Source organism: Streptomyces sp. NPDC059897 (assembly GCF_042730865.1).
Lineage (GTDB): Bacteria > Actinomycetota > Actinomycetes > Streptomycetales > Streptomycetaceae > Streptomyces.
This window is the reverse complement of the sequence record NZ_JBHWKQ010000003.1, coordinates 53140-67672: the sequence shown is the minus strand read 5'-3', so window position 1 is coordinate 67672 and position 14533 is coordinate 53140. Positions and strand designations below refer to the sequence as shown.

At 73.2% G+C, this 14533-nt stretch carries 15 protein-coding genes; 7 read left to right on the top strand and 8 right to left on the bottom strand.

Translation table 11 applies throughout. The features are described 5' to 3' along the window. Positions 1-16: 16 nt before the first annotated feature. Together ACFV9W_RS04745 and ACFV9W_RS04740 are read left to right on the top strand one after the other, a co-directional pair. Positions 17-475, top strand: a complete 459-nt coding sequence (locus tag ACFV9W_RS04745) for a Zn-ribbon domain-containing OB-fold protein (protein ID WP_385755629.1) — start codon at positions 17-19, stop codon at positions 473-475. Then, entirely contained in the window at positions 472-1248 is a 777-nt protein-coding gene (locus ACFV9W_RS04740; protein ID WP_385755628.1) for an enoyl-CoA hydratase/isomerase family protein, read from the top strand. The genes ACFV9W_RS04745 and ACFV9W_RS04740 overlap by 4 nt, the downstream gene beginning before the upstream one ends. A gap of 6 nt (positions 1249-1254) precedes the next feature. On the opposite strand, the gene ACFV9W_RS04735 is transcribed toward ACFV9W_RS04740, so the two are convergent. From ACFV9W_RS04735 to ACFV9W_RS04725, 3 genes are all read right to left on the bottom strand, one after another. Continuing rightward, a complete protein-coding gene (locus ACFV9W_RS04735) occupies positions 1255-1761 on the bottom strand; it encodes a hypothetical protein (protein ID WP_385756033.1) in 507 nt (168 codons plus the stop codon). Positions 1762-1811: 50 nt separating this feature from the next. Continuing rightward, a complete protein-coding gene (locus tag ACFV9W_RS04730; RefSeq protein WP_385755626.1) occupies positions 1812-4217 on the bottom strand; it encodes a PQQ-binding-like beta-propeller repeat protein in 2406 nt (801 codons plus the stop codon). A 158-nt stretch (positions 4218-4375) separates the two neighbouring features. Then, entirely contained in the window at positions 4376-5092 is a 717-nt protein-coding gene (locus tag ACFV9W_RS04725) for a VOC family protein (RefSeq protein ID WP_385755625.1), read from the bottom strand. 163 nt (positions 5093-5255) lie between these two features. Between ACFV9W_RS04725 and ACFV9W_RS04720 the strand changes: the two genes are divergently transcribed. Further along, positions 5256-5903, top strand: a complete 648-nt coding sequence (locus ACFV9W_RS04720; protein ID WP_385755623.1) for a TetR family transcriptional regulator — start codon at positions 5256-5258, stop codon at positions 5901-5903. Positions 5904-5982: 79 nt separating this feature from the next. Here the strand turns inward: ACFV9W_RS04720 and ACFV9W_RS04715 are convergent, their stop codons facing one another. After that, positions 5983-6459, bottom strand: coding sequence for a nitroreductase family deazaflavin-dependent oxidoreductase (locus ACFV9W_RS04715; protein ID WP_385755622.1), 477 nt, complete (start codon positions 6457-6459; stop codon positions 5983-5985). After that, positions 6459-7658, bottom strand: a complete 1200-nt coding sequence (locus ACFV9W_RS04710) for an acyl-CoA dehydrogenase family protein (RefSeq protein WP_385755620.1) — start codon at positions 7656-7658, stop codon at positions 6459-6461. The genes ACFV9W_RS04715 and ACFV9W_RS04710 overlap by 1 nt, the downstream gene beginning before the upstream one ends. A 104-nt stretch (positions 7659-7762) precedes the next feature. On the opposite strand from ACFV9W_RS04710, the gene ACFV9W_RS04705 reads away from it, so the two are divergent. The 3 genes from ACFV9W_RS04705 to ACFV9W_RS04695 all read left to right on the top strand — a co-directional run bounded on the left by ACFV9W_RS04705 (position 7763) and on the right by ACFV9W_RS04695 (position 11142). Continuing rightward, the gene (locus ACFV9W_RS04705) at positions 7763-8932 is read left to right on the top strand and encodes an acetyl-CoA acetyltransferase (protein WP_385755618.1); all 1170 of its coding nucleotides are present in this window, start codon (positions 7763-7765) and stop codon (positions 8930-8932) included. A gap of 190 nt (positions 8933-9122) precedes the next feature. Beyond that, positions 9123-10373, top strand: a complete 1251-nt coding sequence (locus tag ACFV9W_RS04700; RefSeq protein ID WP_385755616.1) for a hypothetical protein — start codon at positions 9123-9125, stop codon at positions 10371-10373. Between the two features lie 49 nt (positions 10374-10422). Further along, complete coding sequence (locus ACFV9W_RS04695) at positions 10423-11142, top strand: pyridoxal 5'-phosphate synthase (RefSeq protein WP_385755615.1); 720 nt, start codon at positions 10423-10425, stop codon at positions 11140-11142. Positions 11143-11173: 31 nt separating this feature from the next. Here the strand turns inward: ACFV9W_RS04695 and ACFV9W_RS04690 are convergent, their stop codons facing one another. The 3 genes from ACFV9W_RS04690 to ACFV9W_RS04680 all read right to left on the bottom strand — a co-directional run bounded on the left by ACFV9W_RS04690 (position 11174) and on the right by ACFV9W_RS04680 (position 13015). Continuing rightward, complete coding sequence (locus ACFV9W_RS04690) at positions 11174-12067, bottom strand: GNAT family N-acetyltransferase (protein ID WP_385755613.1); 894 nt, start codon at positions 12065-12067, stop codon at positions 11174-11176. A 76-nt stretch (positions 12068-12143) separates the two neighbouring features. After that, entirely contained in the window at positions 12144-12566 is a 423-nt protein-coding gene (locus ACFV9W_RS04685; protein WP_385755611.1) for a Zn-ribbon domain-containing OB-fold protein, read from the bottom strand. Then, complete coding sequence (locus ACFV9W_RS04680; RefSeq protein WP_266718772.1) at positions 12563-13015, bottom strand: DoxX family membrane protein; 453 nt, start codon at positions 13013-13015, stop codon at positions 12563-12565. Before ACFV9W_RS04680 ends, ACFV9W_RS04685 begins: the two co-directional genes overlap by 4 nt. Before the next feature lie 197 nt (positions 13016-13212). Between ACFV9W_RS04680 and ACFV9W_RS04675 the strand changes: the two genes are divergently transcribed. Further along, a complete protein-coding gene (locus ACFV9W_RS04675; protein WP_385755610.1) occupies positions 13213-14385 on the top strand; it encodes a flavin-containing monooxygenase in 1173 nt (390 codons plus the stop codon). The last annotated feature ends 148 nt before the right edge of the window (positions 14386-14533 follow it).

Below are 14533 nucleotides of genomic sequence, written 5' to 3'. Positions count from 1 at the left end.
CCGAAGGGACGGCCACATGACAGACGCGACGACGACCTCCCAACTCCTCACTCCCACCCCCGACGACGACGGCGCCCCCTTCTGGGAGTACGCCGCCCGCGGCGAACTCCGCATGCAGGCCTGCGCCAACCCCGACTGCGGCGAACTGCGCTTTCCGCCCCGGCCCTGCTGCCCGCACTGCCAGTCCTTCGACAGCGAGTGGCGCCGGATGAGCGGGCGCGGACGGATCTGGTCGTACGTGATCCCGCACCCGCCGCTGCTCCCGGCCTACGCCGCCCAGGCCCCGTACAACGCGATCGTCGTCGAGCTGGCGGAGGCGCCCCGGATCCGGCTCGTCGGCAATCTGGTCTCGGCCGCGGACGCCCCGCTGAACTCCGTCGACCCGGACCGCATCAAGATCGGCGCGCGGGTGCAGGTGGTGTTCGCGGAGGTCGACGGGGTGACGGTGCCGCGCTGGGTGCTGGAGCGCTCATGACCGTACGCACGGAGACCGACAAGGCCACGGGCGTCGCCACCGTCACCCTCGACCGGCCGCACCGCCACAACGCCCTCGACCAGGACACGGTCGACCAACTTGCCGCCGCCTGGCGCGACTTCCGCTTCGACGACGCCGTACGAGCGGTCGTCCTCACCGGGGCCGGGGAGCGGGCGTTCTGCACGGGCATCGACCGCGGCTGGGACGTTCCGCAGCCGGACTCTCCGTACTCGGCGGACGATCCGCTGCCCACGGTCGGGCCGAAGGCCAACGACCTGTGGAAACCGGTGATCGCCGCGGTCAACGGGATGGCGTGCGGCGGCGCGTTCTACCTGATCGGCGAAGCGGAGTTCGTGGTCGCGGACGAGACGGCGACGTTCTTCGACCCGCACACGACGTACGGCATGGTCAACGCCTTCGAGTCGATCTACCTGGCCCAGCGGATGCCGCCCGGCGAGGTGGCCCGGCTCGCGCTGATGGGTTCGGCGGAGCGGATGTCGGCGCGGCGCGCGTACGAGGTGGGCCTGGTGTCGGAAGTCACGGGCACCGGTGGGGCGTTGGAGGCGGCGCTGCGGTGCGCCGCCACCATCGCCTCGTATCCGACGGAGGCGGTCCAGGGCACGGTGAAGGCGGTGTGGGCGGCCACGGAGGCCGCCCGGGGCCACGCCTTCGCGCGGGCCCCGGACCTGATCTCGCTGGGCAATCTGCCGCCGGAGCGGCAGGCGGAGCTGTTCAACTCCCGTACGCAGGGCCGGGAGTTCAGGGTGCGCTGAGCGCGGTCAGCGCTGTACGAGCGCTGCGCGGTCGATGTCGCAGTGGTCGACCTTCGCGGCGAGGCCCTTGGTGCCGACCGGCACCCTGGCGGTCACCCGGCCGTTCGCCGGCACCGTCACCTTGTGGAAGAGGGCGTTCACGCTGGCGCCGCTCGCGTCGAGGAAGGAGGCATGGACGTCGAACCGCGCGCTCCTGCTGTTGGGGTTGGTGACCTCCACGGTGGCGTACGCCTGCCGTGCGTCCGCGCACTTGATCAGCCTCACGGTGCCGTTCCGCAGGCTCGGAGAGGAGGCGGACGACGACGTCGTGGGCGTGCGGTGCTTTGTTTGGCGGCTGTAGCCGCTGCTTCCCTTGGAGAGGCCGGACGACGAGTCGTGCTTCTGTGAGGAGCTGCTGCACCCGCCCGAGCCGCTGCTGCGGCTCTTGGATTTCCCGCCCTTGCCGGTGGTGAAGCCCGTGAGGGCGATCACCACCATCGTCGCCACCGCTGTCAGTTTCAGTCCCCGTTTCATCACGCGGGGCACTCTATCGGCGGCGGGGGCCCCGGACTCCGGGAATCCGATTAACGGCTGGTCCCCGTCCCCTTCTCCGCGTCGAGCGCGTACACGCAGCGGTCCTTGCTGCACGCGTAGACGACGCCGTCCTTCACGACGGGTGTGCCGGTGATCTCGCCGCCGGTGGCGAGCTTCCAGCGCAGCCGGCCGTCGTCGGCCTTCAGCGTGTAGAGCAGGTGGTCCGTGGACCCGAAGTGGATCCGCCCGTCCGCGACGACGGGCGCCCCGACGATCTCGCCGCCGGCCTGGAAGCGCCACTTCGGGGTGCCGGTCACGGCGTCCAGGGTGTAGAGCCCCTGGCCGCTGCCGACGTGCACGTGGCCCTGCGCGACGAGGACCGGGTCGACCGCCGAGGGCCTGGCCTCGGTCGCGATGCGCCAGCGGTCCCGGCCGTCCGTGGCGTCGAGCGCGTACACGGTGCCGAGGTGGTCGACGAGGTACACGCCGCCGCCGGTGACCGCGGGGCCGGGGGCGAAGGCGGGCGGGGACAGGAACACGGCGGGTGCCTCGAAGTGCCAGCGGACGCGGCCCGAGGCGGCGTCGACGGCGAGGACGCGGGTGCCCGCGGCGACGTACACGTAGCCGTCGGACGCGGGCGTCAGGCGCATCGGGACGCCGCCGCAGGACGCCGCGTCGCCGATCGGGTACGACCAGCGCTCGTCACCCGTACGGGCGTCGAGGGCGCGCAGGCGGGCGTCCTGCCACACGTAGACCGTGCCGTCGTGCACGACGGGTCCGGCCTCGGTGGCCTCGAAGTCGGTCTGGCAGCCGGTGATCTCCCACAGCAGGTCGCCGCTGACGGCCTCGCGGGCCTGGACGCCGCCGCCGCGGGTCGCGGTGACGACGGTGCCGCGGTCGGCCTGGAGCGCGTACACCCAGGCGTCGGTCTGGATCCGCCACAGGTCGCCGCCGTCGCGGGCGTCGAGCGCCCACAGGGTGGGGCCGTCGGAGGCGTGGATGCGGTGGTCGGCGACGGCCATGGACCAGGCGACGTCGCGGGTCTTGAAGCGGCGCCGGCCTGTGGCCACGTCCAGGACGTGCACCTCGAACGATGTGACGTAGACGAGGTCGCCCGCGACGGCGGGCGTGCCCCACACATCGTTCGACATGCGGAACCGCCAGGGCCGCCAGGCGGCGCTCTCGGCGACGGCGGGCGCGGGCACCACCGGTTCGTGCGTGCCGTTCACCGCGGGTGCGGAGCGGGACCAGGAGCCGGCGAGGCCCGATTCGGCGGGCGGCGCCTTCACGGCGGCGGCCCGGGCGTCGGCGACGCGCGGTCCGGGGCCGATCGGTACCTGCGCCCCGGCGAGGTGCACGGGCCCGTCCGCGACGAGGCTCTGGCCGGCGGGCACGGGCGAGTGCCGCCAGCCGTCCGTCGCCACGGGGTGCGGGGCGGGGGCGGCCATCGGCGGGGCGGGCGGCTGCGAGGGCATCGCGGGGATCGGGGCACCGTGCCCGTTCGGCGCGGCGTGTGCGCCGGGGCCCGGCGGCCGGGTCGCGGGGGCCTTCGGGGCGGGGCGGCCGCCGCGGCGCGACTCGATCAGCGCGACGGACCGCTCGGGCAGCCACGCGGAGGCGGTGCCACTGTCGTCGCTGCCCGCGCCGAACAGGTGCGGGGCGAGCTGGGCCTGAAGGTCGGCCGGTGAGGGCCGCTGGCCCGCCTCCATCTGCATGCACGCTTCGAGCAGCGGCCGCAGCTCCTCCGGGAGGCCCTCCAGGTCGGGGCCCTCGCGCAGCAGCATGAACACGGTCTCGACGGGGTTCGCGCCGTGGAACGGGGCGTGCCCGGTCGCCGCGAACACGAGCGTCGAGCCGAGCGAGAAGACGTCGGAGGCGCCGGTGACGCTGCGCGAGTCCTTCGCCTGCTCGGGCGACATGTACGCGGGTGTGCCCACGGCGACGTTCGTCATGGTCAGTCGCGTGTTCGAGACGCCGGACGCGATGCCGAAGTCGATGACGCGCGGTCCGTCCTCGACGACCAGCACGTTCGACGGCTTGAGGTCGCGGTGCACGAGCCCTGCGCCGTGGATGGACTGGAGGGCCTCGGCGACGCCCGCGGCCAGCCAGCGGACGGCCTGGGCGGGCAGCGGCCCGGTCTCGTTCACTATTTCTTCGAGCGAGGGTGCCGGCACGTACGCGGTGGCGAGCCAGGGCACGGCCGCGCGCGGGTCGGCGTCGACGACGGCGGCCGTGTAGAAGCCGGACACCGCCCGGGCCGCCTCGACCTCGCGCGTGAAACGGACCCGGAACAGCTGGTCCTCGGCGAGCTCCGTACGCACCGTCTTGATCGCCACGCGTCGGCCCGAGGCCGAGCGCGCCAGATAGACCAGGCCCATGCCGCCCGCTCCGAGCCGTCCAAGGACCTCGAACGGACCGATCCGCCTCGGATCGTGCTGCGTCAGCTGATCCATCACTTGCCTGCCACCTCCCCGTGCGGGCCACCGCACTCACGGCCCCCGTCAGCGTCTCACCACCGAAGCGCCACGGCGGCACGCACCCCGATTCTTCCTGTCTCGGCCCTCAGTTGCGAACCTCGGGTCAAAACGGGGTGTCTCGGAGCATTCAGGGCCTCTTACGCCTGCTCGCACACCGCGAACACCGCCCCTTGATCATCCTCGATCACGGCGGCTCTTCCGTACGCCGTGGGGTGCGGCCCCGTGCACACCCGCCCGCCGAGGCGGACGGCGGCCGCCGCGGTGGCCCCGGCGTCGGCGCAGCCGAAGTACAGCAGGAACCTGCCGGGCCCCTCGGCGACGGCCCGATGGCGGACCGCCGCCCCGGAGCCCCCCTCATCGAATACGGCCCGATGGAAGGAATCGCTCAGCGCGGCATCCGGTGTGAGAAGTTCCGCGCCGCAGAACGCGCCGGCCCCGCCCACCCGCTCGAACCCCCGGTGGCTTCCCGCCTGGCGCAGCACGAACGCCGCCCCCTCGGGCCCCCGCGCGAGCGCCACGGTCGCCTCGGTGCCGCCGGACAGCGGGCCCGCCACGATGTGGCCGCCCGCCGCGAAGACCCGTTCGGCGGCGGCGTACGCGTCGCGCACGGCCAGGTGCACCCGCCATTCGACGCCCAGGTTCGCCGGGGCGAGGGCGGCGACGGCGCGGTCCTCGCTGTAGGCCGCCGTGTAGTAGCCGCGCTCGGCGCCGGCGCCCTCGTCGAAGGTCCAGCCGAGGAGATCTCCGTAGAAGCGTTTTCCCGCCTCGACGTCCGCGAGCCTGGCGTCGGCCCAGCACGGGGCCCCTTCGGGAAATTCGGGGACCGCGTGCTCGTCGCGGCGTGCGGGGCGCATGAGCGTCACGCTAACCAGGCCGAACGGGCCGATGCGCTTTAAATTCGAACGTTTGGCCAATTCCGGTCGCTCTCGGCGCGTCATTTGACCGGAGGTCATGACGGCCAACCCCATTTGCAGTCGGCCAGATCGCGCTCCGATCACCCCTCGGTAAGCTGACGGCATGACAGGACAAGTACGGACCGTCGACGGCCGCGTGGCCGGCCGGCGTGGTCAGGCAACACGTCAGAAGCTGCTCGACTGCCTCGGCGAGATGCTCAGCTCCTCGCCCTACCGGGACGTCAAAGTCATTGATGTCGCGCGAAAGGCGGGCACTTCGCCCGCGACCTTCTACCAGTATTTCCCGGATGTCGAGGGCGCCGTCCTGGAGATCGCCGATCAAGTGGCCACCGAGGGAGCCGGGTTGACCGAACTGGTCGCGGACCGCTCCTGGGTCGGCAAGGCCGGCTGGACCACGGCGCAGGAACTCGTGGACGGATTCCTGGAGTTCTGGCGCAAGAACGACGCGATCCTGCGCGTCGTCGACCTCGGCGCGGCCGAGGGCGACAAGCGCTTCTACAAGCTCCGCATGAAGATCCTGAACTCGGTGAACAACTCCCTCGCGGACGCCGTCAAGGACCTTCAGGACAAGGGCAAGGTCGACAAGGACGTGAGCCCGGCCGCCGTCGCCGGCTCGCTGGTCGCGATGCTCGCGGCGGTCGCCTCGCACCAGAGGGGCTTCCAGACCTGGGGCGTCAAGCAAGCCGAACTCAAGCCGAACCTCGCGCTGTTGGTGCACCTCGGCGTGACCGGAAAGAAGCCCGTCAAGTAACTCTTCCTGGTCCTGTCGTGCAGCGGCGGTTCGCGTGGTGCAACGTGAGCCGCCGCTGTTGCAGTTCCCGGCCCGCCGCTCAGCGGCGCTCCAGCCGGAACAGCCGGATCTGCCTGTCCACCCGCCGCTGGTACGTGGCGTAGGGCGGCCAGAACTTCAGCGCCGCCGCCCAGGCCGCCTCCCGCTCGCTCCCCTCCAGGAGCCGGGCCGTCACCGGGACGTCGGCCCCGCGCCAGTTGATCTCGGCGTCCGGATGCGCGAGCAGATTCGCGGTCCAGGCCGGATGGCCCGGCCGCCCGAAGTTCGACCCGATGAGCAGCCAGGTCCCGCGCTCCTCCTCGGGCATGCACGCGAGTGGCGTACGCCGCTCGATCCCGCTCTTCGCGCCGCGCACGCGGAGGATCACCCCCGGCAGCATCTGCGCGCTGAGCAGCACCTTTCCGCGCGTGAGCCGGTGCACGGTGCGGTCCAGGGCGGGGATGACGTGCGGTGCGATGCGGCCGAACGCCCGCGTCGACGACACCTTCTGCACCAGCTTGACGCCCGGCGGTGCCATCAGACCGCCACCTCCAGGCCGGGTCCCGGCGCGAACAGCTCGGCGGCCTGCGCGGCCCGGTCCCGCAGCAGATGCACGGGCCCGAACAGCAGCTCGTCGCCGGTGGCCCGCTTCAAGTACAGGTGCGCCTCGTGCTCCCAGGTGAATCCGATGCCGCCGTGCAGCTGCACGGCCTCCCCGGCCCCGGTCCGCAGCGCTTCGAGCGCCTGGGCGAGCGCGAGCCCGCCGACGGGCGCCTCGTCGTCGGTGCTGGCGGCCCACGCCGCGTAGTAGGCGGCCGAGCGGGCCGCCTGCACCTGTACGTAGACGTCGGCGAGCCGGTGCTTCACGGCCTGGAAGGACCCGACGGGCCGGCCGAACTGCTCCCGCTCCTTGACGTACTCGACGGTCCGTTCAAGGGCCCGGTCGGCGGCGCCGACGGCCTCGGCGGCGAGCAGGGTGGCGACGGTGTCCCCGACGGCGGCCAGCGCCCCGGTCACATCACCGTCCTCCTCACCCAGCAACTCGGCTTCCACATCGCGGAGTTCGATGCGTGCCTGCGGCCGCGTCTCGTCCATCGCCGTCTGGCGTACGCGGACGAGCCCGGGGGCGTCCTCGCGTACGAGGAACAGGAGCGTGCGGGAGCGGGCGAAGCCCCCGGTGTGCGCGGCGACGAGCAGCAGTCCGGCGCTGTGGCCGTCGAGCACCTGCTCGGCCTGCCCGTAGAGCCGCCAGCCGTTCTCCTTCCGGGCGGCCTGTACGCCGCCGGCCCGGCCGCCGCCCGCCCAGTCGCCCGCGTTGTCGGCGACGAGGCCGAGGGCGGTGGCGAGGCCCGTGCCCGGCACCGCGAGCGTCGCGGTCAGGGCGCCCTCGGCGATCCTCGGCAGCAGCGCGGAGCGCTGGTCCCCGGTGCCGAGGGCGGAGATCAGCGGGGCCGCGAGCCCGCTGGTGGCGAGCAGCGGCGTGGGCGCGAGGGCGCGTCCCAACTCCTCGACGGCGAGCGCGAGTTCGACCACGGATCCACCCACGCCCCCGCGCTCCTCCGGGAGCGCGAGCCCCGGCAGGCCGAGTTCGGCGCTGAGGGTGCCCCACAGGGCGAGGTCATGGCCGGCGGGGGTGCGGGTGGCGGCCTTGACGTCGTCCGGGGTGCAGCGCTTGGTGGCGAGTTCGCGCAGGGTACGGCGGATCTCTTGCTGTTCCTCGGTGAACCTGGCGTCCATGTGGGCCCCTTTCTGACGGGGCGTCATGTTAGGCCGCCGGCCACCGGATGCCCAGAGCTACGCACACTCCTCCACACCCCCGTATCTGATGTACCGTCAGATTCATGACTGAGAGCGGAAGCAAGGTCGCCATCGCGGGCATCGCCCTCTCCGGCTGCGGCCGCGTCGACGAGGCCACTCCCTACGCCCTGCACGCCCAGGCCGCCCGCCGGGCGCTCGCCGACGCGGGGCTCGCCCCCGACGTCGTCGACGGCTTCGCGAGCGCGGGCCTCGGCACCCTCGCACCGGTCGAGGTCGCCGAGTACCTGGGCCTCAAACCCCGCTGGGTCGACTCCACTTCGGTCGGCGGCTCCACCTGGGAGGTCATGGCCGCGCACGCGGCGGACGCGATACGGGCGGGCCACGCGCGCGCCGTCCTCCTCGTCTACGGCTCCACGGCCCGCGCCGACATCAAGGCGAAGCGCCGCACCTCGAACCTGTCCTTCGGCGCGCGCGGCCCGCTCCAGTTCGAGGTTCCCTACGGCCACTCGCTGATCGCCAAGTACGCGATGGCGGCCCGCCGCCACATGCACGAGTACGGCACGACGCTCGACCAGCTGGCCCAGGTCGCCGTCCAGGCCCGCGTGAACGCGTCCCGCAACCCGGACGCCATGTTCCGCGACCCGATCACGGTCGACGAGGTCCTGGACGGGCCGATGATCGCCGACCCGTTCACCAAACTGCACTGCTGCATCCGCTCCGACGGCGGCGCCGCGGTGCTGCTCGTGGCCGAGGACCTGCTGCGCGACTGCGCGAAGCCGCCGGTGTGGGTGCTGGGTTCGGGCGAGCACGTGTCCCATACGACGATGTCGGAGTGGGACGACTTCACGGTCTCGCCGGCGGCGGTCAGCGGCCGCCTGGCGTTCGAGCGGGCCGGGGTCCGGCCCGACGAGATCGACATCGCGGAGATCTACGACGCCTTCACGTACATGACGCTCGTGACCCTGGAGGACCTCGGCTTCTGCGCCAAGGGCGAGGGCGGCGCCTTCGTCGAGAAGGGCCGCCTCCTGCACGACGGGGAACTCCCCACGAACACCGACGGCGGCGGCCTCTCCGCCCAACACCCCGGCATGCGCGGCCTGTTCCTCCTGGTGGAGGCGGCGCGACAGCTCCGCGGGGAGGCGGGCGGCCACCAGGTGCGGCGGGCGGACGGTTCGCTGCCGCGACTGGCCGTGGCGTCGGGGACGGGTGGGTGGTTCTGTTCGGCGGGGACGGTGGTGTTGGGGGTGGGGTGACGGGGCCTACGGGCGAGGTGGTCTTGGCCTCGCTCCTGGACGAGAGGCCGCGGGTCCGGGTGAGACGAGCAAATTCAGCCCCGCCGGCGTTTGAGGCGCGGGGTCCGGGGCAGAGCCCCGCGACGTAGGCCCGGACGACCGGACGAGGCGTACTGCCGAGGCGCAGATTCCACCCCTACCGTCGACCACCATGGGGCGATGGCGGATCTGGAGCCGGGTACTGGCCGGGGCGCTCGTGGCCGGGGCCATCGGATCGCTCCTGGTCCTCGCGCCGGACGGCGCCGGCGGCGACGAGGACCGGAAGTCGAACCCGGAACGCCGCCCGGCCCCCACCAAGGCGTTCACCGTCGCCGTCGTCACCCGGTACGCCCACCAGGACCGCGCCGCCCCCGCCCGCACCGCCCTCGCCGAACTGCGCCGGCTGCTGCGTGACAACAAGTCGCCCGGCACCCTGCCGCTGGAGTTCGTCGCGGTGCGCCCGCGCGAGGGCCTGACGTACGAGGAACTGCGCTCGGCGCACCCCCGGCTGGTGGCGGTCATCGCGGACGAGCCGTCGAAGGAACTGAGCGGTGCGGCGTCCGTGCCGGTGATCGGGACGTGCCGGATCGAGCATCCGGGCGGCCTTGATCCCACCTTCCAGCAGTCGGTCGCACCCGAGATACCCGAAGTGGGCTGGGAGCTGAGGGCGTATCTCGCGAAGCGGCACGACACCCGGACCCTGACCGTGCTCGGCGCGTGGGGCATGGCGAAGGACACGGCCGACCAGTTGGGCGCGGGGGTCGTGGGGCCGGAGTTCGAGGAGCTGAAGCTGCCCGGCGTGCCCGTGTTCACCGAGCGGCCCGCGCTCCTGACCAGGAAGGAACTGCGCGCGGCGGTCGGGGGCGGCGGGCGCGGCGAGGCCGTGTTCCTCACCGGAACGCTCGACCTCGACAAGGACCTGCCGGCGTTGGCGCGCGCCGGATTCCGGGGCCCGGTGCTGTACTCGCCGCGCCTGGAGAACGACTGCGGCGAACCGTGGGACGACCCGCCCGCCCGGGTGCCGGACGGCATCACCCTGTACCGCGTCGACACGGTCGCGCCCGGCCCCGTACGGGAGAAGGACTGCAGGACCGGCAACACCGAGCGGTGCCCCTGGCTGCTGCGGCTGCCCGACCGGGCGGGGGCCGTGGAGGAGTACGAGGCGGCGCAGGCCCTCGTACGGATCTACCGCACCGCGTGGGTCGACGGGAAGAACACCGTTCCGGACCAACCGGACGCCCTGGCAAGCGAGTTGAACGCACGTGTCGACGGGCAGATCGTGCGCGGTCTTTCGGGCTGGTTCGAGATGGGCGGCCCGGAGGGAAAGGGCCACACCCTCGGCTTCGGGCACGACGTGTGGCTGCACCGGTGGGCCGGGCACGGACGGTGGACGAACCTGGGGCCGGTCTCCGCCGCGTGGTGAAACCGCGGGCCACCGCCGTGGCCCGCGGGCGGCGCGCGACAATCGCCCCATGGAACCGGAACCCGACCGTCCCGACCGCCGCGACCGCCGCGACCCCCGCGACCCCCGCGACCGTCCTGACCTGGACGCCCTCCTGCGCTCCCTGCGCGTATGGGACACCGAGCTGCCCGCCTTCGACCCCGAGGACACCCCCGCCGCTCCGCTCCCCCTGTTCACGGAGTGGTTCGCCGCGGCCGTGGCGGCGGGCCAGCCCGAACCGCACACCCCGTCGCTCGCGACGACGGACGCCGAGGGCCGCGCCGATGTCCGTACGGTGATGCTGCACGGCGCCGACGAGGCGCACGGCTGGCACTTCGCCTCGCACGCGGGCAGCGCGAAGGGCCGCCAGCTCGCCGCGCACCCGTACGCGGCGCTCGGCTTCTACTGGCCGGCGCAGGGCCGCCAGATCCGGGTCCGCGGCCCCGTCCGCACGGCACCGCCCGAGACCGCCCACGCCGACCTGCACGCCCGCTCGACCGGCGCCCTCGCCTCCGCCCTCGTCGGCCACCAGAGCGAACGGCTCGACTCCTATGAGGAGTTGGAGCGCGCCTCGCAGGCCGCGTGGGAGCACGCGCGGCGCGAACCGGACGCCGCCGCCCCGTCCTGGACGGTCTACGAGCTGGCCCCGGACGAGGTGGAGTTCTTCCAGGGCGACGCCCGTCGCCGCCACGTCCGCCTCAGGTACCGCCGCACGCCGGACGGCTGGGCCAAGGAACTGCTGTGGCCGTGAGCGGCCGGGCCCGCGGGGCCGACCGGGCCGCTCAGCCGGCGGTGAACGCCCACACCGCGAACTCCCGCACCGGCCGGTAGCCGAGCCGCTGGTAGAGGGCGTTGCTCGTCGGGTTGGCCAGGTCGGTGAAGAGCAGCACCTCTTCGGCGCCGGCCGCCCGCGCGGCCCGGCTGACCTCGGCGGTGACGGCGGCGGCGTAGCCCCGGCCGCGCAGCGCGGGTGGTGTGTAGACGGGGGCGACGCGGACGGTGCCGACCGATCCGCGGGTGACGCCCGCCATCGAGACGGGTGTGCCGTCCGCGGCCTCCCAGAGCGTGACGCCCCCGTATCCGACGCGCTCGTCGGCCCACGCCTCGGCCTGCTTCCGGGTCGCGACGTCGCGCGGGTGCGACTCCGTCTCGAAGGCCATGTGCCAGTCCGCGAGGAGGTCCCGGTCGCCCTCGCCCGCGATCCGCGCCCCGCCATCGGGCAACTTCTTCGGCGGCGTGAGCTCGCCGAGCCGGAACAGCCGCTGCCGCGTCACGCGCTCGGCCCGCGCGCCGGGATGCCGCGCGAGCCAGGCCCCGGCGAGCGCGGCCGTCGACTCCACGGCACCGCTCGCACCGTCGACCGGCTGCCCTGCGAGGGCGTCGACCAGGGCGCCCGCCGCCTCCTCGCGGCCCGCCGCCTCGCCGGGCAGCGCCACGTACAGGGGGTGCGGCGGCGTCCAGAAGAAGTAGCCGGCCGCCCGGCCGTCTGGCCCCGGCCACACGCCGAAGCTCGCTCGGTCCCTGGCCCAGCCGGACGCCCGCATGCGCGCGGTGACGCTGAGCGCCACGGTGTGCAGGGCCGGATCGCAGCGCAGCAGCTCCGCCGCCCGCTCCTCGAACTCCTCGAGCGCCGACGTCAGCAGCCACTCCCCCGTACGTGCCCGTGAGGTCACCATCGCCTCATGATGGCCGCGCCCGCGACCACGCGGCCACCGGATTGCACCGGATTGCGGCGCGGGCGGCCGCAGCGGCTCAGGAGGCGGGCCGGAACACCGGTACCGCGAACCCGTCCCCGCCCTCCCGGAAGTCCACCGTCAGCTCCATCCCGACCCGCAGGTCGGCCTCCGCGCACGCCACGATCTCCGTCATCATCCGCGGCCCCTCGGCGAGGTCGACGACGGCGGCGGTGTACGGGGTGCGGCCCCCGAACGGCGGCAGGTCGTTGCGGTGCACGACGGACCAGGTGTAGAGCGTGGCCCGGCCGCTCGCGTCCCGCCACCGGCCGTTCTCGCTCCAGCAGAACGGGCAGAACTCCCGCGGATAGTGGTGGTCGCGCCCGCAGTCCGCGCAGTGCCTGAGCAGCAGCCGCCCCCCGGCGGCCGCGTCCCAGTAGGGCCGCGTGAAGGCATCGGGCTCGGGAACGTCGAAACGTACGTCGGTGGAAGCAGCGCTCACGAGAACAGTCCGATCGCGTGGTCGAGGGACCAGGCCTGCCAGGACATGGCGAACAGCGCGACGAGCGAGATCAGGCCCATCATCGCGTTCTGCCCCTGCTCGGCCCAGTCGTGGATCATCAACGTGAAGTAGAGGAGGTTGAGCAGCAGCCCGCCGACCAGCGCGATCGGCGTCAGGAACCCGAGGATCAGGCCGACCCCCAGCGCGAGTTCGGCGTACACCACGACGTACGCCATCGTTTTCGGCCGCGGTTTCACGACGACCTCGAAGCCGCTGCGCACCGCGTTCCACTTGTGTTTGCCCGCCACGTCCGCGGCCCACGCGATGCCGGTGCCGCGCTCGAACCAGCCCTTCTTGTCCTTGTGCCGCCAGCTCTCCAGCCACCACAGGCCGAGCCCGATGCGCAGCACGGCGAGCCATTCGGCGCCGCTGAGCCCTATCGCGTCCATGAAGTCCGGCCCCTCCTCCACTTTCTGACGGTACGTCAGTTACCCGGGGAGGCCAGTTCAACGCATCCGGCACCGCCTCCGCAAGGGCCCCGCACACACCAACGGCCGGGCGCCCGGGACCCGGCCCGTGATCAATTCGCAACCGGTTTCCGTCTTGACCGGTCCCGCTCAATCCGGCGCCGCAATACGCTCCGTGCATGGCCGACTCCCCACAAGCACCGGCACGCAGTCACGAACGTCCGCCCGTGTACGTCATCGGGGGCGGCCCCGGCGGGCTCGCCGCGGCCGTCGGGCTGAAGGCGCACGGCGTCCGGCCCGTCGTCCTGGAGAAGTCCGACCGCGTCGCCGCCTCCTGGCGCGGCCATTACGACCGCCTCCACCTGCACACCACGCGCCGCCTCTCCGGCCTGCCGGGCCTGCCGATGCCGCGCCGCTTCGGCCGCTGGGTCGCCCGCGACGATGTCGTGCGCTACCTGGAGAAGTACGCCGAGCACCACGACCTGGAAGTCGTCACCGGCGTCGAGGTCACCCGGATCGAGCGGACCGCCGACGACTCGGGGTGGCTGCTGCGGGCCACCGGCGGCCGCGAGCTGACCTCGGCCGCCGTCGTCGTCGCCACCGGCTACAACCACACCCCGCACCTGCCCGACTGGCCCGGCACCTCCACGTACACCGGGAAGCTGCTGCACGCGGTCGAGTACCGCGACCCGGCGCCCTTCACCGGCCAGGACGTCCTCGTCGTCGGCGCGGGCAACACCGGCACCGAGATCGCCGTCGACCTGATCGAGGGCGGCGCCGCGCGCGTGCGCATCGCCGTGCGCACCACGCCGCACATCGTGCGCCGCTCCACGCTCGGCTGGCCCGCCCAGCGCACCGGCATCCTCTGCCGGCGCCTGCCGGTCGGCCTGGTCGACCGGCTCGCCGCGCCGCTCGGCAGGGTGAGCGTCCCCGACCTGTCGGCGCAGGGCCTGCCCCGCCCCGACACCGGCCTCTACTCGCGGGCGCGCCAGGGCGCCATCCCGGTGCAGGACGCCGGCTTCGTCGACGCCGTACGGGCCGGGAAGGTCGAGCCCGTCGCCGCCGTCACCTCCTTCGACTCGGACGCGGTGATCCTCTCCGACGACACCCGCGTCACCCCGGACGCGGTGATCGCGGCAACCGGCTACCGGCAGGGCCTGGAGGACCTGGTGGGCCACCTGAACGTCCTGGACCCCGCCACGGGCCGCCCCCTCACCCCCTCTCCGCACACCCCCTCGCTCCCCGGCCTCCACTTCACCGGCTACACCAACCCCATCTCCGGCATGCTCCGCGAACTCGCCCTGGACGCGGGCCGCATCGGCAAGACGGTGGCCGCACACCTCCCCGCATAGAGCCCCAACTCCCACCCGCTCGTCCGCCCGAGCACGCCGCCCCTCGGAACATTCGCCCCATCTCTTTGCCTGCAGCCCTGTTCCTGACACAGTGTCAGTTCAGTAATCTGACTATGCGTCAGTTATCCCTCGGGGGGACTTCGAGGCA